Origin of the sequence: Bacillus sp. NEAU-242-2 (genome assembly GCF_027853835.1) — a bacterium.
Classification (GTDB): Bacteria; Bacillota; Bacilli; order Bacillales; family Bacillaceae; genus Bacillus; species Bacillus velezensis.
In genome coordinates this window covers 273,841-295,328 of sequence record NZ_JAPNNY010000002.1, presented here as the reverse complement: position 1 = coordinate 295,328, position 21,488 = coordinate 273,841, and the positions used below count along the sequence as shown (strand labels likewise).

Below are 21,488 nucleotides of genomic sequence, written 5' to 3'. Positions count from 1 at the left end.
GAGCAATAAGAAGAACTTTGCCGGTCAATACGGGTAAATCAGTGCTTACACAACCTTTATATATAATATGGACAAATTGTAAACTTTTTAATTTACAAAGTTTAATTTATAATGGGAAACGTTCAATTGTCTGAAAAGTTAAATTTGAATTTAACGATTTGAACAAATTTAATATCGGAGGTGTGAGTGTTTGCTGACATTAGAAAATGTCTCGAAAACGTATAAAGGCGGGAAAAAAGCCGTCAACAGCATCAACCTGAATATCGCCAAAGGCGAATTTATTTGTTTTATCGGACCGAGCGGCTGCGGCAAAACGACGACGATGAAAATGATCAACCGCTTAATTGAACCGACAGAAGGCAGAATCCTGATAGAGGGCCGAAACATTATGGAACAAGACCCGGTGGAACTCAGAAGAAGCATCGGCTATGTCATCCAGCAGATCGGGCTGTTTCCGCATATGACCATTCAGCAGAACATTACGCTCGTTCCGAAGCTTTTAAAGCATCCTGCCGAAAAACGGAAGGAACGGGCGCGAGAGCTTTTAAAGCTCGTTGATATGGGGCCTGAATATTTAGACCGTTACCCTCATGAACTGAGCGGAGGACAGCAGCAGCGAATAGGTGTATTACGGGCACTTGCCGCAGAGCCGCCGCTTATCTTAATGGATGAACCGTTCGGGGCGCTTGACCCGATTACGAGAGATTCCCTTCAGGAAGAATTTAAAAAACTGCAAAAAACCTTACATAAAACCATCGTATTTGTTACCCATGATATGGACGAAGCCATCAAGCTTGCGGACAGAATCGTCATTCTGAAAGCGGGAGAAATCGTCCAGGCCGGAACGCCTGATGAGATTCTCAGATTTCCGGCGAATGAATTTGTTGAGGAGTTTATCGGCAAGGAACGGCTGATTCAATCATCCAGCCCTGATATTGAACGGGTGGAGCAGATCATGAATCCCGATCCCGTGACGGTAACACCTGAGAAAACACTGTCAGCCGCCATTCAGCTGATGCGTGCCGAGCGGGTGGATTCGCTGCTCGTCATTGATGAAAAGAACGTTCTCCAAGGTTATGTCGATGTGGAGATGATTGACCGCAAACGAAGACAAGCGGTAACCGTCGCGGAAGTGCTTGAACGGGATCTGTACACGGTCAGAAGCGGCACTCTGCTTCGCGACGCCGTCCATAAGATTTTAAAAAGAGGCATGAAATTTGTGCCGGTCCTTGATGAGGACGGCCGGCTAACGGGAATCGTGACAAGGGCAAGCCTCGTTGACATCGTCTATGACTCCATCTGGGGAGAAGAGAATCAGCTCGCGGTGATGTCATGAGGAGGCTTCCATTGATATGAATCAGACCGTGCAATTTTTACAGGCAAATGGCGGAGAGATGCTTTATAAAACATGGGAGCATCTGTACATCTCATTAATCGCCGTCATGGCGGGCATTCTCGCCGCCGTTCCGCTCGGCGTCCTGCTGACGAGAATGAAAAGAGGAGCCGGCGCCGTCATCGGCATCGTCAACATCATTCAAACCTTGCCGAGTCTTGCCATTCTTGCGTTTTTTATTCCGCTTTTAGGCGTAGGAAAGGTCCCGGCCGTTGCGGCGCTGTTTTTCTATTCCATGCTGCCGATTCTCAGAAACACGTATACGGGGATTCTCGGCGTCAATCGGCATCTTCTGGAATCGGGAAAAGGAATCGGCATGACGGTATGGGAGCAGATCAGGCTTGTAGAGCTTCCGCTTGCCGCTCCGGTCATCATGGCGGGCATCAGAACGTCTTCGATTTATTTAATCGGCTGGGCGACACTCGCCTCCTTTATCGGCGGAGGCGGGCTGGGAGATTACATTTTTATCGGCTTGAACCTTTATCAGCCGGAGTATATTATCGCAGGCGCCGTTCCGGTCACGATGCTGGCGGCCGCCGTCGATTACATGTTGGGGATGACAGAACGGAAAGTCACGCCTGACGGGCTGAAAAGCATAAAGGACGCTTCATAAGGAGGAGGTCTCTCATGGGGAATAGATGCAAAAAACGGCTGCTCGCAATCGCCTGTCTCGGCATGCTGCTCCTTGGCGGATGCTCGCTCCCGGGATTGAGCGCCGCATCGGAGGACACCATTAAAATCGGCGCGCAAAGCATGACCGAATCGGAAATCATCGCAAGCATGCTCGGACAGATGATCGAACATCACAGCGGGTTGAAGACAACGGTTATTAAAAATCTCGGCTCCAATGCCGTACAGCAGCAATCCTTGATAAACGGTGACATTGATATCGCCGCGACGCGCTATACAGGAGACGCGCTGACCGGGACGCTTCGCATGGAGCCGGAAAAAGACCCGGACAAAGCGCTGCGGCTCGTTCAGCGTGAATTTCAAAACAGATATGACATGAAATGGTTTGATTCTTACGGCTTTGATAATACATACGTCTTTACCGTTTCCGGACAGCTTGCCCGCAAGTATCATTTAGAAACGGTATCCGATGTCAAAAAAGAAGCGTCTCATCTGAAATTCGGCGTAGATAACTATTGGATGAAGCTGAGAGGCAACGGGTATCAGGATTTTATGAAAACATACGGAATGTCATTTGAAGGCACGTATCCAATGCAGATCGGCCTCGTATACGACGCGCTGAAAAGCAGAAAGATGGATATCGCGCTCGCTTATTCCACCGACGGAAGAATCATCGCTTACGGACTGAAAACGCTGAAGGATGATAAGCGTTTCTTTCCTCCGTATGACTGTTCACCCGTCGTTCCGGATCATGTATTAAAAGAGCATCCCGAACTGGAGGGCGTGATCAATCAAATGATCGGCGCGATTGATACAAAGATGATGCAGAAAATGAATTACGAAGTTGACGGCCGATTAAAAGAGCCGTCCGTCGTGGCCAAGGAATATTTAGAAAAACATCATTACTTTGAATAACGGAAAGGAGATGTGCGGATGGACACGATGAAAGAGCTGTTTACGTATTACGCTCAAAACGGCAGCTATGTTCTGTATGAGTGCTGGCGGCACTTTCTCATGTCGGCGTACGGCGTCGTTTTCGCCGCCGCTTTCGCCATTCCGGCCGGAATTGTGACAGCCAGGCACGGGCGTCTCGCCGGCTGGGTGTTTGCTGTGGCGAACGTGATTCAAACCGTTCCGGCGCTTGCGATGCTCGCCGTCCTGATGCTTGTCATGGGACTCGGCGCCAATACGGTCATCACGGCTTTGTTTTTGTATTCACTGCTGCCGATTCTCAGAAATACGCACACAGGCATTATCAATATCGAGCACGCTTATTTCGAGTCGGGAAAAGCGATGGGCATGACGAAATACCAAATCCTTCGTATGGTGGAGCTGCCGCTTGCGCTTTCCGTCATTATGGCGGGTCTCCGAACGGCGCTCGTCATTGCCATCGGCATCACGGCGATCGGCACCTTCGTCGGGGCGGGCGGCCTCGGCGATATGATCGTCAGAGGATCGAACGCGACAAACGGAACCGCCATTATTCTGGCGGGCGCCATCCCGACCGCGCTGATGGCGGTGGCCGCAGACCTGCTGATGGCGTGGCTGGAGCGAGCCCTAAGCCCGGTGAAAAAACAAAAAAGAAAGCTGATCGTACGCTCAGCCTCATGAAAAAAAGCATTCTTCCGCGTGAAGGATGCTTTTTTTGATTTCTTGATTAAATTTTGATAACTGCGCTGTAAAGTCTTACATATCAAATAACAAAGCAGAGGGGTAATCATATGAGCAACATCTTAGAAACGAGACGGCTGCAAAAATCATTCGGCAGACAACAGGCAGTGGCTGATGTGTCTCTATCGGTTAAACGCAACAGTATATACGGCCTGCTCGGTCCGAACGGCGCGGGAAAATCGACGACTCTCAAAATATTGACCGGCATGCTGCAGCAAACATCCGGCGAGGTTCTGTTCGACGGACATACATGGAAGCGCGAAGATTTGAAAAGCATCGGTTCCCTGATTGAAGCGCCGCCGCTTTACAGCAACCTGACAGCCGCTGAAAATCTGAAAGTCCGCTGCGTGATGCTCGGACTGCCTGATTCAAGAATTGCGGAAGTGCTGGAAATCACGGGATTAACGGGAACCGGAAAAAAGCGCGCCGGACAATTTTCCATGGGAATGAAACAGCGTCTCGGCATTGCGTTAGCATTATTAAACCGTCCGTCGCTCTTAATTCTTGATGAGCCGACAAACGGATTGGACCCGATGGGGATTCAGGATTTGCGGGAATTTATCCGCTCCCTGCCCGGACAGGGAATGACGGTTATTTTATCAAGCCACCTGTTATCAGAAGTCGAGCAGATCGCAGACCATATCGGAATCATCAGTGACGGCGTTTTAGGATATCAGGGAGAAATCAGCCGGGAAGACGATCTGGAGCGGCTGTTTCTGGAGGTTGTCAAATCAACACGGGAGAAAGCGGGGACTGGGAAATGATTCAGTACATGCAGGCGGAACATCTTACATCTAAAAGAACATTTATCAGAAAGCTGATCATTCTGATCCCGCTTCTGAACACGGCTTTTTCTTTTCTGCTGAATACGGCTTATTTTATGACGGGCACGTTCAATTGGTGGGCGGTTATTTTCATGCCGCTCATGATTGCTCTAATGTGCGGTTTATCTGTTAAAAAAGAGAAAAAATCTGCGAATGACCGCGCGGTGTACTCATTGCCGGCAGATTTAAAAAGCATATGGCTCTCAAAAATAAGCTTGATCGCGCTGTATTCACTCCTGTCGCAAATCGTCTTTTTCATCATCATGTTTTTACTTGGCCTTGTATTTCCGGCAATTGCTGCGCTGCAGCTGAAAGGCGTTGAAGCAGGCTTCCTTTTATGGCTGACGACGCTTTGGGAAATTCCATTGTGCTTATGGATTGCCAGGCAGTTCGGATTTACGGCAGTCATTCTCGTGAATATGATCGCCGCTTTTGTTTTGGGTATTGTGCCGGCGTCCGGTTCATTGTGGTGGCTGAGCCCATGGAGCTGGTCAGTCCGGCTGATGTCACCGATTCTCGGGATCCATCCGAACGGAATTCCGCTTCCCGCAGACAGCGGCTTATTAAACGGAAACGTGATCTTTCCGGCTATTATTCTTTCTATCCTTTCTTTTATCGCAATAAGTTTGATTTCCGCAGTGTCTTTTTCAAAAGGGGGAAACCGGTCATGACCGTGCTTTTACGATATATGTGGGCCGATGTATTAAAAATGAAGCGCACGCCGCTCATATGGATGCATGCTGCGGCCCCGGTTTTATGCGCGGGATTTTTCCTGTTGTATATGTATGGAAGGGTTCAGGAGCCTTATATGCTGTACAGTGTGTTTTTCAGCGCGATTGCTGTTTTATACCCTCTAATCATCAGTATTGTCTGCGGCATGTCTGCCTCCGTCGAGGAACAGGCGGGCCATTTTCAGATGATGCTGGCGGTTCCGCATTCGAAAATCGTCAGTTTTGCGGGCAAGCTGCTTCTTCTGCTGCTCTTGAATGTGTTATCGATAGGTCTTGCCATCTGTCTTTATTTGGCGGGGATGAAATTTGTTCTTCACATCAATGACCTTCCGTATCTTCTCTTTTTAAAAGGAGGGGCGTGGCTGATTGCCGGCAGTATTCCGCTTTATATGATTTCTTTTTTTGTCGGCATACAGTACGGCATGGGACCGTCCGGGCTTTTAGGGGGTGCGGGATTATTAATGGCGGCGCTCATGAATACGGGACTTGGCGATATCATCTGGCGTTTTTTCCCGTGGGCATGGAGCGTGCGGCTTTCAGGCCTTGCAGGACTGCTGCATTTTGACAAAGTCAAAAAAGAGTTCCTCCCTTATGTAAGATACGATATGAGATTCGGAGAAATAATGTTATATTTTTCTATAGTGATATTATGTCTGGCCGGCCTCTATTGGTGCAGAAGATGGGAAGGGCGGCGTTCATATGAATAAAGGCAAGGAGCGATTCGGCCGGTGGCAAACATTTTAGCAATTGATGATGAAAAAGATATTCTCGTTCTGATCAGAAACATTTTACAGCGTGATCAGCATACAGTAACGATTCTGGAAAAAGCGGAAGATCAGTCATTGGATTTTTTTCAAGGCTACGATTTGATTCTTCTTGATGTCATGATGCCCGGAACGGACGGGATTGAACTCTGCCGGCGGATTCGGCCGCTGGTGGACAGCCCGATCCTGTTTTTAACGGCAAAGTCTGACGAAGAATCCATTGTGAAAGGCCTCATGACAGGCGCTGATGATTACATCACAAAGCCGTTCGGCGTACAGGAATTGATGGCAAGGGTAAACGCGCATGTCAGAAGGGAACGGCGGGAAAAGCATCAGACGAAACGGCTGATATCAGGCTTCATGTTTGATTTTGACAGTAAAGAAGTATGGATGGATGACCGGAAACTGCCTCTTACGAAAAACGAATATAAAATCGTTGAATTTCTGGCACAGCATAAAAACAGAACATTCTCACGGGAGCAGATTTACGAGGAAGTGTACGGCTTGGACGGCGATGCGCTCTATTCAACCATTACGGAGTTTATCAGAACCATCCGGAAAAAATGTAAAGAACACGGGGCTGATCCGATCAAAACGGTGTGGGGTGTCGGATACAAATGGGAATAGCAAAAGGAAAATCCAGCATCCGCAAAGAGCTTGTCAAATTTACCATCACTTTGTGTCTGAGCACGATGGGGGTGGCGGCATTATGCGTCGCCTTAAATGCCATTGCCATGAATGCCGGAGCGATCCTGCCCGCAAACTACAGCGAGCATGAGGCGGAACAGATCAAGCCCCGCCTGAAATCGGCGGAAAAGATAACAGAAGACATGATTCCCGACGGTATGACATACGCCGTTTTTGATAAAAAAACAAAGCGGATGACAAAAGGAACGATGACGGAACAAGATGCGGCCAACGCCAGAAAAAAGATTCAGCATCAGCCGTATTTTAATTATGCTCAAAAAGGATTCATGGTGATAAATCGGAAAGATGAATACGGCGTTCTCCAATATTCACTCAGGTCGGAATTTCAGTCGCCGCTGTTAAGGCGCTATCTGCCGAATTATGAATGGACGGGTCTTACGATTCTGATCACTTTGCTTCTTTTGACCGTTTTTATCGTGACGACGCGTTTCGCCAATCAGCTGAGACGGCATTTCAGCACACTCAGCTCCATTACGGCAAGCATTCAAAAACAGAATTTAAATATCAATCCAAAAAGGTCGCGTATAAAGGAATTTGACGATGTCATTGACTCTCTGCTGAAAATGAAAGACGCGCTTCAGGCATCTCTGGCGGCGCAGTGGGAGGCGGAGCGGATAAAGAAAGAACAAATCGGCGCGCTTGCGCATGATATTAAAATTCCGGCAACGATTATTAAAGGAAATGCCGAGCTGCTTCAGTTAACAGAACCTGATGAGGAGCAGGCGGAATATGCGCAGTATATCCTGGATGCCGGAAACAAAATCGAGCATTATGTCGGACAGCTGATCCAGCTTTCCAAAGCGGAGGAGGCAGTTGCCGTTCATGTTGAATATACCGACCTCAAAGAGTGGATTCAAAACATATATCGTGATGCGGCGGCGCTTGCGGGGCCGAAGCAGATTGATCTCGTCCTTAGCGAACGGGGAATTGACCGAATAGAAGCGCCGATCGATCATGAGCTGCTCCACAGGGCGGTCATGAATATCGCGGCAAATGCCGTCGACTATACGCCGGAAGGAGGGGAAATCCGTGTGGACGTCCTGTGCACCGATTCCGCCCTCCATCTTGCCGTATCCGACAGCGGAAGCGGGTTCTCGCCGGAAGCGCTGAAAAGAGCGACACAGCTTTTTTACACGGAGGATAAAAGCAGACATTCGGCGGGACATCACGGCATGGGGCTTACATTCGCCCATCACGTCGTACATCTTCATCACGGCGAATTAATACTTGAAAATCAGGAGTCTGGAGGAGCCCGGGCGGAGATTCGAATTCCGCTGGAAGGCGTCAGACAAAAACAAGCCCTGCACGCCTGAGGGCTTGTTTTTCTGTATAAGAAAAGCAAAAATAAAAACGGCTGTCCGTTTGAGAGATCAGCCGCTTATGCGGAAAAGAGTTTATCAGGAAGGATCAATCCATGTTGAAGACCACTTGGAAATTTCCTCTAAAATAGGGGCTAATGCGCAGCCTTTTTCCGTTAAAGAGTACTCAATGCGGACAGGCGTTTCGGGGATAACATCCCGTTTGATGACACCTTCTGTTTCAAGTTCTTTCAGACGTTCTGACAAGACTCTTCCGCTTAAATTCGGAAGCGCCGCTTCAATTTCGCTAAATCGCTGCTGTCCGTTCAATAACTGAAAGACGATTAGAGCCACCCAGCGTTTACTTAGGATGTCGACCGCTTTTTCGAATCTGGGGCACATTTCTGATTGGTTCATGCTTTTTCACCTCGTCTTCTGCTATTATACCGCAAAATCGGAGGGAACGTACGTCTGGCGCTTGTTAAGTTGAGGAGAGGGTCAAAAAGAGGATGAGGAATCCGGGGAGCGCTTTTTCGCTTCAGCCGCAATAAAATCAAAGTACTTGCTGACGCTTTCAATATCTTCTTTTGTGAAGTGCTGCCACTTTTTGCTGTCAAACAGCGGCAGATGCTCCGCGCCTCTGTCAACGGCGGTCTGATAGATGGCGCAGATGGATTGATAGCTTTCGGAGGTTTCACGGATTTCCTCCTGAAATGCCTTGATGTGTCCGGCCCGCGCCATTAACTCCTCGTACGGGATTTTTAATGTGTCCGCCAATTTTCTGATGGTCGCCGGTTTAGGAATGCCGCGGTGCCCGTTTTCAATTCTGGAAATGGTCGCCGAGCTGACGCCGGAATAGACGGCAAGCTGATTGACGGTAAGCTTCCGGGCGCGGCGCAGCTCTCTTAATTGTTTTCCGAATGTGTTCAATAAGATCGCCTCACATGTGCAAAGTCATGAGTCTTCATTTGTTCTTTTTTTGGCTTCCGCCGCTAAGAACGCAAAGTATTTATCAAGCAGAACCAAGTCTTCTTTCGACAGGTGCCGCCAGTTCTCCCGCTCCAAAAGGGATAAATCATGCAGCTCATACGTTTCGGCTTTTTCCAGCAAGGTGCAGCCCGTGTCGTACGGGGCTCTCGTTTCCTGGACGGTCTCTATATATCCCGCCGTCTGCATCAGTTCCTCATACGGGATTTTTAACGCATCTGCGAGCTTTTTAATGGTTGCTGGTTTCGGCACCCCGCGTTTGCCGTTTTCAATCCGCGAGATTCCCGCGGCGCTGACGCCTGAATACGTTGCCAGCTGATTCACTGTCAGATGCCTTTTTTCCCGTAATGTCCGCAATTGTTTCCCGAAGCTTTCCACAGTCTCTCCCCCTCCCGCGGTCTATTTATATTCTAGTATGTTTATTGACTAAAGGGAATAGCCAGGCTGGAAAAGTATTGACAAAAGTTAACAAAAGCCGTATCTTATGTATAAGAAAGAAAGTATTTGACAGAACGGAAGGTGAAGAAAGTGGTCGAAAAGATACAGATCAGAAGAGATTATGTGCTGCAGTATATGGTCAATAATGACTACTCGTTAAACCAGCTCGCCCTGGAGATCGGAATATCTCCCGCCACACTGAGCCGTGTACTGAATGGAGAGCGGAGGCCGGGCCAGCTGGTCATCGGAAAAATGCTCTATTACTTTGACATGAAATTTGAAGATCTTTTTTACTACGACTTTGTTGACAAAAGTCAATGATGATGGAAGATTCAAACGCATTTCCGTTTTTCTGACATGATGTGCACCGATACGGCGTGACATGCCTTTGTTTTTCATGTAAAATAGAAGCAATGTAGGCCAGTCAGTCTGGAGGTGTATGGGATGCACACATTATTGATTACCTTATTGGTTATCGTCAGTATTGCACTTATTATTGTCGTATTGCTTCAAACCAGCAAAAGCGCCGGTTTATCGGGTGCAATTTCAGGCGGGGCGGAGCAGCTTTTCGGAAAACAGAAAGCAAGGGGCCTTGATCTGATTCTTCACCGCACAACCGTTGTGCTGGCAGTCTTGTTTTTCGTGTTGACGATTTCGCTAGCGTATATCGTATAAGGCAATGTTTGTATAAGGTCTGATTTAATATCAGGCCTTTTTCTTGTTGAGAGACGGCGTTTGTTTCTCGCAAAACTGTGGAAAACTAAATTGAATGTGCAAAAAAGGGGTTATGAGCATGAAAATTGTGACACCAAAACCATTTACATTTAAAGGCGGAGACAAAGCGGTGCTTCTGCTGCACGGATTTACGGGAAATACGGCAGACGTCAGAATGCTCGGCCGCTACTTGAATGAGCGCGGCTACACTTGTCACGCGCCTCAATATAAAGGGCACGGTGTTCCGCCGGAAGAGCTGGTACATACGGGACCTGAAGATTGGTGGAAAGACGTCATGGACGGTTATGAGTATTTACGGTCTGAAGGCTATGAAAACATTGCGGCGTGCGGACTGTCGCTTGGCGGGGTTTTTTCATTGAAATTGGGTTACACTGTACCCATAAAGGGAATTGTTCCTATGTGTGCGCCGATGCACATTAAAAGTGAAGAGGTTATGTACGAAGGAGTTCTCTCCTACGCGCGCAATTATAAAAAATTCGAAGGAAAACAGCCGGAGCAGATTGAAAAGGAAATGAAGGAGTTTGAAAAAACGCCGATGAATACGCTCAAATCGCTCCAGGAGCTGATTGCCGATGTGCGCAAAAACGTCGACATGATCTATTCCCCGACATTTGTGGTTCAGGCACGGCATGACCATATGATTAATACAGAAAGTGCGAACATCATTTTCAACGAGGTGGAAACGGACGACAAACAGCTGAAATGGTATGAAGAATCAGGCCATGTCATTACGCTCGATAAAGAACGGGACCTCGTTCATCAGGATGTGTACGAATTTTTAGAGAAACTCGATTGGTAACAAACAGGAGGTCGAATAATGGAAAAAGAAGCGTTTATGGACCGTCTTCTCGCGTTTATGAAGGAAGAGGCGTACAAGCCCCTTACCATTCAGGAACTCGAGGAGATGCTGAACATCAAGGAAGCCGATGAATTTAAAGAGCTGGTAAAAGCGCTGGTGGCGCTTGAGGAGACGGGACAGATCGTCCGCACCAGAAGCAACCGCTACGGGCTTCCGGAAAAAATGAATTTAGTAAAAGGAAAAATTTCCGCGCATGCGAAGGGCTTCGCGTTTCTGCTGCCGGAGGATACCTCTTTAAGCGACGTGTTTATTCCGCCGAACGAGCTGAATACGGCCATGAACGGCGATATCGTCATGGTGCGGCTCAATTCCCAGTCAAGCGGATCGAGACAGGAAGGCACGGTCATCCGCATCCTGGAAAGAAGCATCGACCGCGTCGTGGGCACATACACAGAAACGAAAAGCTTCGGCTTTGTCATCCCGGATGATAAGAAAATCACGAGTGATATTTTTATTCCGAAACATGCCAATAACGGCGCTGCGGAAGGCCATAAAGTCGTCGTCAAACTGACAAGCTATCCTGAAGGCAGAATGAACGCCGAAGGGGAAATCGTTGAAATACTCGGCCATAAAAATGATCCGGGCATCGATATTTTATCCATCATCCATAAGCACGGCCTGCCGGGAGATTTTCCGGCTGAAGCGATGGAGCAGGCAACAAGCACGCCCGATACCATCGATGAAAAAGACATCAAAGACCGCCGTGATCTCCGCGATCAGGTCATTGTCACCATTGACGGCGCCGATGCGAAGGATCTGGATGACGCCGTCACCGTGACAAAGCTTGATAACGGCAGCTACAAGCTCGGCGTTCATATTGCCGACGTCAGCCATTACGTCACGGAGAATTCCCCGATTGACAAAGAAGCGCTGGAAAGAGGGACAAGCGTGTACTTGGTTGACCGGGTCATTCCGATGATCCCGCACAGACTGTCTAACGGAATCTGTTCTTTAAATCCGAAGGTCGACCGGCTGACGCTTTCCTGCGAAATGACAATCAACCAGCAGGGACAGGTGACGGAACACGAGATCTTCCAAAGCGTCATTAAAACGACGGAACGAATGACCTATTCAGATGTCAACCGGATCCTCACAGAAGACGACGCCGAGCTGAAAGAAAGATATGAGCCGCTCGTCCCGATGTTTAAAGACATGGAACGTCTGGCGGAAATTCTCCGGGCGAAACGGATGGACCGCGGCGCCGTGGATTTTGATTTTAAAGAGGCGAAGGTGCTCGTCGATGAGGAAGGCGCCGTAAGAGACGTCGTCATCAGAGAGCGCTCAGTAGCGGAAAAGCTGATCGAAGAATTCATGCTTGTGGCAAACGAAACGGTGGCCGAACACTTCCATTGGATGAACGTGCCGTTTATTTACCGGATTCACGAAGAGCCGAACGCCGAAAAACTGCAAAAGTTTCTGGAGTTCGTGACGACATTCGGTTATATCGTCAAAGGGAAAGCCGGAGACATTCATCCGCGCGCGCTGCAAAGCATTCTTGATGAAGTGCGGGACCGTCCGGAAGAAACGGTGATTTCAACCGTCATGCTCCGTTCCATGAAGCAGGCGAAATACGACCCGCAAAGCCTGGGCCATTTCGGGCTGGCGACTGAATTTTATACGCACTTCACATCGCCGATCCGCCGATATCCTGACTTAATCGTTCACAGGCTGATCAGAACGTATTTGATCAACGGACAATCGGACGAAGCAACTCAGGAAAAGTGGGCCGAACGCCTTCCGGAAATCGCTGATCATACGTCAACGATGGAACGGCGCGCCGTTGACGCCGAGCGGGAAACGGACGATCTGAAAAAAGCGGAATATATGCTTGATAAAATCGGCGAGGAATTTGACGGCATGATCAGTTCCGTCACGAATTTCGGAATGTTCGTCGAGTTGCCGAATACGATTGAAGGGCTTGTGCACGTCAGCTTTATGACGGATGATTATTACCGTTTTGACGAGCAGCATTTCGCCATGATCGGTGAACGCACGGGCAACGTTTACCGCATCGGAGACGAAATCACGGTCAAAGTCGTCGACGTCAATAAAGATGAGAGAAACATCGACTTTGAAATTGTCGGCATGAAAGGCACCCGCCGTCCGAGAGAAACAACAGGCGACCGCAGAAAACGAGGCAGACCGGCGCGGAAACGCGTGTTAAACAGCAATACCCCGGCTTCACCGCCGAAATCGGAGGAAAAAGGGGAATGGTTTACAAAACCGAAGAAGAAAAAGAAAAAACGCGGTTTCCAAAACGCGCCGAAACAAAAACGCAAAAAGAAGAAGTAAATGCGAAAAGCAAATGGGGCATAATGCTCTGTTTGCTTTCTTTCGCAAGCCGCATTTTCATTGTCGCGGAACGATCCATTTGCTAAAATAAAGCGTATCGCACACATGAACGGTTTTTGCGGAGAGAGGAGGATAAGGCATGCCAAAAGGATCAGGCAAAGTATTATCGCAAAACAAAAAAGCAAACCATGATTACTTTATAGAAGAAACCTATGAAACAGGCATCGTGCTGCAGGGAACGGAGATTAAGTCCATCCGCGCCGGCCGCGTAAACATGAAGGATTCCTTTGCGAAAATCGAGCGCGGCGAAGTGTTCCTCCACAACATGCACATCAGCCCGTACGAGCAGGGAAACCGCTATAACCACGACCCGCTCCGGACGAGAAAGCTTTTGATGCACCGGAAAGAAATCAATAAGCTGATCGGCCTGACGAAAGAGAAAGGCTATTCCCTCGTGCCGCTGAAGCTGTACTTGAAAAATGGCTTCGCCAAAGTGTTAATCGGCCTCGGAAAAGGGAAGAAAACATACGATAAACGTGATGATTTAAAACGAAAAGACGCCAAAAGAGAAATCGAAAGAGCGTTCAGAGACAGACAAAAAGGCTTCTGATGCCTGAGCCTTGATGTGATGACAGCCCTGTGCTATACTGTTCACACATCAGATTCACAGGCTGTTTATTGAAGATATTCCCAATTGAATTTGCCTGTGATCATGGTATAATAACAGTACAGCCAGTTGAGCAAGAGCTTGATAGATCTCCCGTATACCCTTAACAAGGGGACGTTACGGATTCGACAGGGATGGATCGAGCTTGAGCTGCGAGCCGAGAGGCGATCTCGTTAACACGCACCTAAATATAACTGGCAAAACTAAAAGTTTTAACCAAAACTTAGCACTAGCTGCCTAATAAACGCAGCGAGCTCTTCCTGACATTGCCTATGTGTCCGTGAAGAGCACATCCAAGTAGGCTACGCTTGCGTTCCCGTCTGAGAACGTAAGAAGAGACTGACAGACTAGCTCTCGGAAGGCCCGCCCGCAGGCATGAAGACGAGTGAAACACGAAATATGCAGGCTACGCTCGTAGACGCTTAAGTAATCGATGTTTCTGGACGTGGGTTCGACTCCCACCGTCTCCATACATAACGCCGAAACCGCAGTGTTATCAAGGCTTTCAAAGCTTTCGATGGCACTGCGGTAACATTTTGGCAACACTTTTTAAAATTCTTCGTTTTCTCCCTTTGTGCTGAAAGGAAGATGGCTTTCGTGTTAATGCCATACCTCCTCCTATCTAAATTCCTGCCTGTTCATTTTAATTTCTCTTACTACTCATTCAATACTTAAAAAGGATAATCTAAAAGATGTGCTGCTTTTGCTTTATCCTATTATTTTGTATTATCCGTTTGTATAATTTTGGCAAATAAGCTGTCCAGGAAATACAGTAAAGAATAGAGATAAAGCCAACAGAATTACTATGCTCTTTGTTTTAATTGTTTTCAGAATGAAATGAAAGATAGGGATCGAATTGCGGAGTATTTTCTTCAGTCTCGTACATGGACTTCTGTTTAGATTTTAAATGAAATTGTTTAAATTTTTCGGTTTATACTTGAAGTTAGTGAAGAGTATTAGCTATTTCGGGAATTACATACAATATAAACTAGAATTAATTCATGTTATCATTGTTTTATGGGAGGTGACGACATGAGTAAAATGAAGAAGGCTCAATGTACCAACCTAAACGAAAGATTAAGCACTTAACCACCAATAAGTATTTTTGATGAGCATTGAAAAATTTTATAGTAAGGATTGAAAAGATTCAAGAATAGGGAGGGCAGATCATTGTTTTTTAAAACTAGTAGAAATACGGATGAAAAGAGCACTAATATAGCTTTCTATTCTTTATTCATCTATTGGTCAGGTTTTTTATTGATAAATAGTATCCTTGATTTTTTTAACAAGGGTTTAAAGATAAATTCACTTTTGTTATTAATATCAGGCTTAATAGTTTTTTTTGTTAGTGAATTTATATCAAAATGTATCAGAAAAATAAAAAATAAAAAAGTGTGAGCGAAAGCTCACACTTTTTTATTGAGATCTACAACTATATGTATTCGTTGCTCCTGAACCCATTTTTGTAATAATAATGCCTTTACCTTTAGAATTGCAGGCATTTATAGTACCCATACCTAAAAGCGGTACCGCACCTAACATTAATGTAAGTGCAGTTGGGCTTTTAGCAAAAATTTTAGCTATAGCTGTAGCTGTACCCCAAAATCCACTATTAATTCCAACAGCAGCACTCAATTGTTTTATTTGTGAGTTGCTAATTTTATATTCTTTATAGTTTATAACTCCCATTGTTGTTACAATGTGTTCAACAGGTTTAATAACTTCACTTCTATTTAACTCGTCAATATACTCTTTGAATATGATCAACGCGTCAGTGCCTGTCAAAGAAGCAGATGTTTGATTTTCATAATTTACAATAGTATCATACAGCGTTTTTGCTGCTAAACTCAGTTGACTTATATCTTCTGGAGAATTAGATGATAGATTTTTCATATCCAATTTTTCATCTAATTCATTGATAGCATCAACTAATACTGCAGTGTTTTTTACATCTTTTCCAGGTACAGTTATCGTGTCATCTTCTGACGTTTTCACGGTGGCTAAAGTGCTAATAGGAAAAATGCTAAATAAAAGCACTAGCGATAATAGAAAAACAAAAGATTTTTTCATCTATAACCCTCCTCATAAGATTCAATTAAATTCTACCAATAATAAATAATACAGTAAATAACTAGAATATTAATTTCTCCTTAACAAGTGTGAGGTGAGTTATAATAACGGGTCGAAGGTAATGGATCAAGGTGTATCCTGCTAAATATAATTCGAAGAAAAAAGGAGTCCATGTGAATGATAGTCGTCATCATAGACGGAAAAGATGTTACAAGCATAGAAGCATTACACCGAATCTTAAAAGATCAATTAGATTTCCCGGACTTTTATGGTGAAAATCTGAACGCCTTATGGGATTGCCTGACAGGATGGATCGAATATCCGCTGACTTTGGTGTGGAAGAATTTTGAGGCCAGTCAAATGGCATTGGGTTCGGATGCTGATGATGTCTTGGAGCTGTTTCAAGAGGCTCAGGAAGAGTTAGAGAATCGGTTTGTCATTCAAATCGATCAGCCGTCAGCCGGGACAACGGACAGGCACTAAAAAGTGCGTACTTCCCCTCATCCATTTTTCTATCCGATAATAGGGACGGAAGGTTTCAGGCTTTCGATTTCTGTCCATATATAAGAAGAGACTTGCGATAGGGAGGAATGGATGATGGACTTGCAGTTGAAAGGGAAGACGGCGCTTGTGACGGGATCTACGTCAGGCATCGGGAAGGCGATTGCGGCTTCGCTGATTGCAGAAGGTGCGGCCGTGATCATTAACGGCCGCCGTGAAGAAAAGGTGAACGAAACGATCCGGGAACTAGAGAAACAGACGCCGGATGCCCGTCTCTATCCGGCCGCATTTGATTTAGGCACGGCGGAAGGATGCGGCGCGATTTTTCAGCAGTATCCGGATGTGGATATTCTCGTCAACAATTTAGGAATCTTTGAACCTGCGGAATACTTTGATATTCCTGACGAAGAGTGGCTCCGGTTTTTCGAGGTGAATATCATGAGCGGCGTGCGGCTGACACGCCGGTATGCAAAGCGGATGATTGAGCGGAAGGAAGGACGGGTGATCTTTATCGCGAGTGAAGCGGCCGTCATGCCTTCTCAGGAAATGGCTCATTACAGCGCTACGAAAACAACGCAGCTGTCGCTGTCACGCAGTCTGGCCGAGCTCACGGAAGGGACGAATGTGACGGTGAATACGGTCATGCCCGGCTCCACGAAAACAGAGGGCGTCGAAACAATGCTGGAGTCGCTTTATCCCGGTGAAAACCTGACAGTGGCTGAAGCGGAGAGACGATTTATGAAGGAAAATCGTCCGACGTCGATCATTCAGCGATTGATCCGTCCGGAAGAGATCGCTCATTTTGTCGCCTTTTTAAGCAGCCCGCTGTCGTCTGCCATTAACGGATCTGCATTGCGGATCGACGGCGGCTTGGTGCGGAGCATTATATAAGATGAACATACAAAAACCCCCGTAAAGCGGGGGTTTTTTTAATGCGGATCACGCTGAAACCGGCTGATGATCCTGCTGATTAAATCTTTTGTGGCACAGTCAAAATGCTCTTCTTTTTGGTTTGTCAACAGCCCGACCGGCGGTGAAATTGTTAAGTTATGGATCGGAATGACCTTCGTGCCCTCGATCGGCTCTGAATGCGCCGTCGCCGTAAAGATTGAGACGCCGATATTTTCCCTGACATAGTATTGGTGAGCCATGCTGCTGGTCAGCTCCATTTTTCGATAGCTGCTGCCGATGGCCCGCTGCAGGTGCTGTTCAATTTGAATCCGGATCGGGCAATTGGCGGGCGTAAAAATCAGGCATTCATTTTCTAAATCTTCGAGATTAACGCTTGCTTTGGCGGCAAGGGGATGTCTGTTGGACACGATGACATTGAGCGAGTCATGGAAAAACGGATCAAAGTAATTTTCCAGAATCAGCTCCGGCTCGCCGCATACCGCAAAATCAATGGCGCCCTCCAGCAGTTTGCGGCTGCATGTATTGGCATCATCCACGCTGACATTGACCGACATGTCCGGATAATCATTTAAGAAACCCCGCAGCACGGCAGGGAAGATCAGGCTTGCCGTCGGTTCGGATATGCCGATCTGAATAAGGCCGGCCTGGCCCTGTCTGATATCGGCCAGAGTATGGTCAAGCACCTCGTATTGCGCGAGAAGCTGCCCGGCCCGCTCATGAAACAGCCGCCCCGCCCTTGTCAGCTTCAGCTTCTTTCCCCGTTCAAACAGCTGCGCGCCTACATCCTGTTCCAGCTGTTTAATCCGCATTGAAATCGTCGGCTGTGAGTAGTTCAGAATTTCGGCGGCCTTATAAAAGCTGCCTGACTGTACGATGGTATGAAACGTTTTAATGGTGCGTAATTCCAACGAAATCCCCTCCCGGCTGTTCATTAATTTTCTTGAACCTTTCCTTTACTTTTTTTGATTAGTCAAACAAATCAGTTTGCTTTATAGTATAAACAATCAAAGCTTAGTAAACAAATTGGAATTATATATTTTTTTGCGGGGAGAGTGACCGGAATGAGTGAAGACATATTTCGATTGGCTGAGAAAAAGGATACGCCGGAGTTTTTAGAGCTGCTGTACAGCGCGTTTCAGCCGATCCGCAATTTGGAGATTGACTGGCCGTCGGCGCGGGCCGACATCGATATGGTAACGGAAAATATTGAAAATCATTCAGCCGTCGTGCTCGAACGGGACGGACGGCTTCTTTCAACAATTACGATCCGTTTTCCGTGGGAGAGTGACACGCCTCCGTCAAAATATCCGTTTGTCTGGTGGTTTGCGACGCTTCCTGAGCTGAAGGGGCAGGGCATCGGCAGCAAACTTTTGACTTATGTGGAGGAACATGTGCTGCGGGATACGCTGAAGGCCCCGGCCATCACGCTCGGCACTTCGGCGCGCAAGCATCCCTGGCTTGTAGATATGTACAGACGGAGGGGATATGAAGTGTATTTTGAGCAGGAGAAAGACGGAGACATCGGAGTCATGATGAGAAAGGTGCTCATACCGGAGCGGTTTGACGCGTCGCTGTTAGGCACACCGAGCTGGGCGCAATGATAAAAAAACGGATCAGAGCCGGCTGTCTGCTTCTGCTGCTCGGCGTGCTGGCCGGGTGCGGGCAAGGAGAAAGCACGAAAGCGGGGAGCGGCGTGCAGACCGTTATCGTCGGCACGGGAACTGATTTTCCGAACATTGCTTTTATGGATGAAAAAGGCGAGCTGACCGGCTATGACATTGAAGTGATGAAAGCCATTGATGAACAGCTGCCGCAATACAAATTTGTCTTTAAGACGATGGATTTTTCGAATCTGCTTACAAGTCTCGGAAACCGGAAAATTGACGTGATCGCGCACAATATGGCGAAAAACAAGGAACGGGAGAAACGCTTTTTGTATCACAAAATCCCGTATAACTACTCGCCGATGTACATTACGGTGAAGGCGGATAATGACGCGATACACACGCTCCGGGATTTAAAAGGGAAAACCGTCATCGTCGGCGCGACGTCAAATGCGGCGGATTATATGACGGCATACAACAAGTCCCACGGCAGCCCGATACACTTGAAATACGCTGGGCAGGGCGGCAATGATACAGCGAACCAAATGGAGACAGGACGTGCTGACGCCACCGTATCCACGCCGTTTGCCGTCGATTTTCAAAATAAGACGCACGCGTTCAAACAAAAGACGGTCGGTGATGTGCTGCTCGATACCGAGGTGTATTTTATGTTCAATAAAAACAGCCAAACCCTGGCGGACGATACGGATCGGGCGATTCAAAAGCTTGAGAAGGACGGCACATTGAAAAGGCTGAGTGAAAAATGGCTCGGCGCGGATTATTCAAAATCAAGTTTCACGAAATAATTGAAGCAGAAAACGGGGCGATCACATGAAAATAAGACTGGCGGTCATGTCATTAACAATTGCGGCAACGGCGGCGTTATCAGCCTGCGGCGCGGGCGGGGAGGCGGCATCAGGCAATCAGAAAAACGTGAAGAACATTACGGTCGGCACCGGCACTCAATTTCCGAATATTTGCTTTATTGATGATAAAGGCAAATTGACGGGCTATGACGTTGAGCTGGTGAAAGAGCTTGACAGGCGCCTGCCGGACTATCGATTCACCTTTAAAACGATGGATTTCTCCAACCTGCTTGTCAGCCTCGGCCAGCATAAAGTCGATATCGTGGCTCATCAAATGGAGAAAAGCGCCGAACGGGAGAAAAAATTTCTGTTCAATCAAGTCGCGTATAACAACTTCCCGCTGAAAATCACGGTGCTCCAAGATAACGGGGACATTCACGGCATTGATGACTTGAAAGGAAAGCGGGTCATTACAAGTCCGACGTCAAACGGCGCGCTTGTGCTGAAAAAATGGAATGAAAAACACGGCAGTCCGTTTGAAATCGCCTATGCCGGCCAAGGTTCAAACGATGCGGCCAATCAGCTGAAATCCGGCCGCGCCGATGCAACGATTTCAACGCCGTTTGCTGTCGATTTTCAAAACAAAACAAGCGCAATCAAAGAAAAAACGGTCGGCGGGGTGCTGTCAAATGCCAAAGTGTTCTTTATGTTTAACAAAAATGAACAAACGCTGAGCGATGACATTGATAAAGCGCTCAAGGAAATCATTGATGACGGCACGCTTAAAAAGCTGAGTGAAAAGTGGCTCGGCGCGGATTATTCAAAGGAGCAATATTAAGTGAAAAAGAGAGGGACCGGCAATGGAAAAAGCGTTTGATATCAGTATGATCGCGTCCTTTGTGCCGACATTGCTCGGGTATTTGCCCGTCACGCTGTATATATTGGCGGTGTCTTTGCTGTTCGGCTTTCTATTGGGGCTGCTTTTGGCGCTGCCCCGCATCTATCGCATTCCCGTTTTGAATCAGTTTGCGAAGCTGTATATCTCTTTTTTCAGAGGAACGCCCATCATGGTGCAGCTGTTCATTGTATTTTACGGCATTCCGGCGCTCACGGCGCTCGCCGGAATTGATACCTCTAAAATGGACCCTTTGTATGCGGCCATCGCCACGTACGCGCTGAGCAGCGCGGCAAGAGCGGCCGAAATCATCAGGGGAGGTGTGAACAGCGTCGACCGCGGGCAGGCGGAGGCGGCGTTCAGCATCGGGCTGAACGGGGGGCAGACATTCCGGCGCATCATTCTGCCGCAGGCGCTTGTGCAGGCCTTTCCCAACATCGGGAATATGGTGATCGGTTTCTTAAAAGATACATCACTCGCTTTTTCGATCGGGGTGATGGATATGTCGGGCAGAGGACAGACCTTGATTACATCGAGCAATCATTCTCTTGAAGTGTATATCTCGCTGTCTGTTCTGTATTACGCGGCCGCCCTTTTATTTGAATGTGTCTTCAGATGGGCCGAAAAACGAATCAAGAAAGATGAGACGCGCCTTGTGACGGTTTTTGACATGAGTGCGCACGGCTGAAAAGGAGGGAGAACA

General features: G+C 47.4%; 25 protein-coding genes and 1 other RNA gene. 21 read left to right on the top strand and 5 right to left on the bottom strand.

What is annotated here, in order from left to right; all coding sequences use genetic code 11:
* Nucleotides 1–190 precede the first annotated feature (190 nt).
* The 9 genes from OWN49_RS06465 (at nt 191) to OWN49_RS06425 (ending at nt 8,034) form a co-directional block, all read left to right on the top strand.
* Nucleotides 191–1,336 carry a betaine/proline/choline family ABC transporter ATP-binding protein gene (locus OWN49_RS06465; protein ID WP_077722856.1) on the top strand — a complete coding sequence of 382 codons (1,146 nt, stop codon included), beginning with the start codon at nt 191–193 and terminating at the stop codon, nt 1,334–1,336.
* Nucleotides 1,337–1,352: 16 nt separating this feature from the next.
* Nucleotides 1,353–2,006, top strand: a complete 654-nt coding sequence (locus tag OWN49_RS06460; protein ID WP_077722855.1) for an ABC transporter permease — start codon at nt 1,353–1,355, stop codon at nt 2,004–2,006.
* Between the two features lie 14 nt (nt 2,007–2,020).
* Nucleotides 2,021–2,938, top strand: coding sequence for an osmoprotectant ABC transporter substrate-binding protein (locus tag OWN49_RS06455; RefSeq protein ID WP_146284063.1), 918 nt, complete (start codon nt 2,021–2,023; stop codon nt 2,936–2,938).
* A gap of 18 nt (nt 2,939–2,956) precedes the next feature.
* A complete protein-coding gene (locus tag OWN49_RS06450; RefSeq protein WP_154303066.1) occupies nt 2,957–3,634 on the top strand; it encodes an ABC transporter permease in 678 nt (225 codons plus the stop codon).
* A gap of 110 nt (nt 3,635–3,744) precedes the next feature.
* Complete coding sequence (locus OWN49_RS06445; RefSeq protein ID WP_071392291.1) at nt 3,745–4,458, top strand: lantibiotic protection ABC transporter ATP-binding protein; 714 nt, start codon at nt 3,745–3,747, stop codon at nt 4,456–4,458.
* On the top strand, nt 4,455–5,189 hold the full coding sequence (locus OWN49_RS06440; RefSeq protein WP_176283531.1) for a lantibiotic immunity ABC transporter MutE/EpiE family permease subunit: 735 nt from the start codon (nt 4,455–4,457) through the stop codon (nt 5,187–5,189). Before OWN49_RS06445 ends, OWN49_RS06440 begins: the two co-directional genes overlap by 4 nt.
* Nucleotides 5,186–5,956: a lantibiotic immunity ABC transporter MutG family permease subunit gene (locus OWN49_RS06435; RefSeq protein ID WP_102422553.1), complete on the top strand. Its 771-nt coding sequence runs from the start codon at nt 5,186–5,188 to the stop codon at nt 5,954–5,956. Before OWN49_RS06440 ends, OWN49_RS06435 begins: the two co-directional genes overlap by 4 nt.
* A gap of 21 nt (nt 5,957–5,977) precedes the next feature.
* The gene (locus tag OWN49_RS06430; RefSeq protein ID WP_102422552.1) at nt 5,978–6,640 is read left to right on the top strand and encodes a response regulator transcription factor; all 663 of its coding nucleotides are present in this window, start codon (nt 5,978–5,980) and stop codon (nt 6,638–6,640) included.
* Nucleotides 6,631–8,034: a sensor histidine kinase gene (locus OWN49_RS06425; RefSeq protein ID WP_077722852.1), complete on the top strand. Its 1,404-nt coding sequence runs from the start codon at nt 6,631–6,633 to the stop codon at nt 8,032–8,034. The genes OWN49_RS06430 and OWN49_RS06425 overlap by 10 nt, the downstream gene beginning before the upstream one ends.
* A gap of 84 nt (nt 8,035–8,118) precedes the next feature.
* Here OWN49_RS06425 and OWN49_RS06420 read toward each other — a convergent pair whose 3' ends face one another.
* The 3 genes from OWN49_RS06420 to OWN49_RS06410 form a co-directional block, all read right to left on the bottom strand.
* Nucleotides 8,119–8,436: a winged helix-turn-helix transcriptional regulator gene (locus tag OWN49_RS06420; RefSeq protein WP_003151672.1), complete on the bottom strand. Its 318-nt coding sequence runs from the start codon at nt 8,434–8,436 to the stop codon at nt 8,119–8,121.
* 81 nt (nt 8,437–8,517) lie between these two features.
* Nucleotides 8,518–8,949, bottom strand: coding sequence for a helix-turn-helix domain-containing protein (locus OWN49_RS06415; protein ID WP_003151674.1), 432 nt, complete (start codon nt 8,947–8,949; stop codon nt 8,518–8,520).
* 24 nt (nt 8,950–8,973) lie between these two features.
* Nucleotides 8,974–9,384: a helix-turn-helix domain-containing protein gene (locus tag OWN49_RS06410; RefSeq protein ID WP_014418895.1), complete on the bottom strand. Its 411-nt coding sequence runs from the start codon at nt 9,382–9,384 to the stop codon at nt 8,974–8,976.
* A gap of 195 nt (nt 9,385–9,579) precedes the next feature.
* Between OWN49_RS06410 and OWN49_RS06405 the strand changes: the two genes are divergently transcribed.
* The 6 genes from OWN49_RS06405 to ssrA all read left to right on the top strand — a co-directional run bounded on the left by OWN49_RS06405 (nt 9,580) and on the right by ssrA (nt 14,470).
* Nucleotides 9,580–9,765, top strand: a complete 186-nt coding sequence (locus OWN49_RS06405; RefSeq protein ID WP_087920807.1) for a helix-turn-helix domain-containing protein — start codon at nt 9,580–9,582, stop codon at nt 9,763–9,765.
* 123 nt (nt 9,766–9,888) lie between these two features.
* Nucleotides 9,889–10,119 carry a preprotein translocase subunit SecG gene (gene secG / locus OWN49_RS06400; RefSeq protein WP_003151681.1) on the top strand — a complete coding sequence of 77 codons (231 nt, stop codon included), beginning with the start codon at nt 9,889–9,891 and terminating at the stop codon, nt 10,117–10,119.
* A gap of 118 nt (nt 10,120–10,237) precedes the next feature.
* Nucleotides 10,238–10,978 (top strand): alpha/beta hydrolase, encoded by a 741-nt coding sequence (locus OWN49_RS06395; protein WP_014305833.1) that lies wholly within the window; start codon nt 10,238–10,240, stop codon nt 10,976–10,978.
* A gap of 18 nt (nt 10,979–10,996) precedes the next feature.
* Nucleotides 10,997–13,330 (top strand): ribonuclease R, encoded by a 2,334-nt coding sequence (gene rnr, locus OWN49_RS06390; protein ID WP_077722851.1) that lies wholly within the window; start codon nt 10,997–10,999, stop codon nt 13,328–13,330.
* A gap of 139 nt (nt 13,331–13,469) precedes the next feature.
* Nucleotides 13,470–13,940, top strand: a complete 471-nt coding sequence (smpB, locus tag OWN49_RS06385) for an SsrA-binding protein (protein ID WP_029973572.1) — start codon at nt 13,470–13,472, stop codon at nt 13,938–13,940.
* 167 nt (nt 13,941–14,107) lie between these two features.
* Nucleotides 14,108–14,470, top strand: a transfer-messenger RNA (tmRNA) gene (ssrA, locus tag OWN49_RS06380).
* Nucleotides 14,471–15,413: 943 nt separating this feature from the next.
* Here the strand turns inward: ssrA and OWN49_RS06375 are convergent.
* A complete protein-coding gene (locus tag OWN49_RS06375) occupies nt 15,414–16,067 on the bottom strand; it encodes a hypothetical protein (RefSeq protein WP_101562435.1) in 654 nt (217 codons plus the stop codon).
* Nucleotides 16,068–16,244: 177 nt separating this feature from the next.
* On the opposite strand from OWN49_RS06375, the gene OWN49_RS06370 reads away from it, so the two are divergent.
* Together OWN49_RS06370 and OWN49_RS06365 are read left to right on the top strand one after the other, a co-directional pair.
* Entirely contained in the window at nt 16,245–16,550 is a 306-nt protein-coding gene (locus OWN49_RS06370) for a barstar family protein (protein WP_176283530.1), read from the top strand.
* Nucleotides 16,551–16,664: 114 nt separating this feature from the next.
* Complete coding sequence (locus tag OWN49_RS06365) at nt 16,665–17,459, top strand: SDR family NAD(P)-dependent oxidoreductase (RefSeq protein WP_003151697.1); 795 nt, start codon at nt 16,665–16,667, stop codon at nt 17,457–17,459.
* A gap of 38 nt (nt 17,460–17,497) precedes the next feature.
* On the opposite strand, the gene OWN49_RS06360 is transcribed toward OWN49_RS06365, so the two are convergent.
* Complete coding sequence (locus tag OWN49_RS06360) at nt 17,498–18,388, bottom strand: LysR family transcriptional regulator (protein ID WP_025853843.1); 891 nt, start codon at nt 18,386–18,388, stop codon at nt 17,498–17,500.
* Nucleotides 18,389–18,541: 153 nt separating this feature from the next.
* On the opposite strand from OWN49_RS06360, the gene OWN49_RS06355 reads away from it, so the two are divergent.
* Genes OWN49_RS06355 through OWN49_RS06340 form a run of 4 tightly spaced genes read left to right on the top strand, consistent with a single transcriptional unit; the run spans nt 18,542 to nt 21,473 of the window.
* Nucleotides 18,542–19,081 (top strand): GNAT family N-acetyltransferase, encoded by a 540-nt coding sequence (locus OWN49_RS06355; protein ID WP_176283529.1) that lies wholly within the window; start codon nt 18,542–18,544, stop codon nt 19,079–19,081.
* Nucleotides 19,078–19,890, top strand: coding sequence for an amino acid ABC transporter substrate-binding protein (locus tag OWN49_RS06350; RefSeq protein ID WP_070082375.1), 813 nt, complete (start codon nt 19,078–19,080; stop codon nt 19,888–19,890). Before OWN49_RS06355 ends, OWN49_RS06350 begins: the two co-directional genes overlap by 4 nt.
* Nucleotides 19,891–19,915: 25 nt before the next feature.
* The gene (locus OWN49_RS06345; protein WP_015387707.1) at nt 19,916–20,728 is read left to right on the top strand and encodes an amino acid ABC transporter substrate-binding protein; all 813 of its coding nucleotides are present in this window, start codon (nt 19,916–19,918) and stop codon (nt 20,726–20,728) included.
* A 22-nt stretch (nt 20,729–20,750) separates the two neighbouring features.
* Nucleotides 20,751–21,473 carry an amino acid ABC transporter permease gene (locus tag OWN49_RS06340; RefSeq protein ID WP_007409997.1) on the top strand — a complete coding sequence of 241 codons (723 nt, stop codon included), beginning with the start codon at nt 20,751–20,753 and terminating at the stop codon, nt 21,471–21,473.
* The last annotated feature ends 15 nt before the right edge of the window (nt 21,474–21,488 follow it).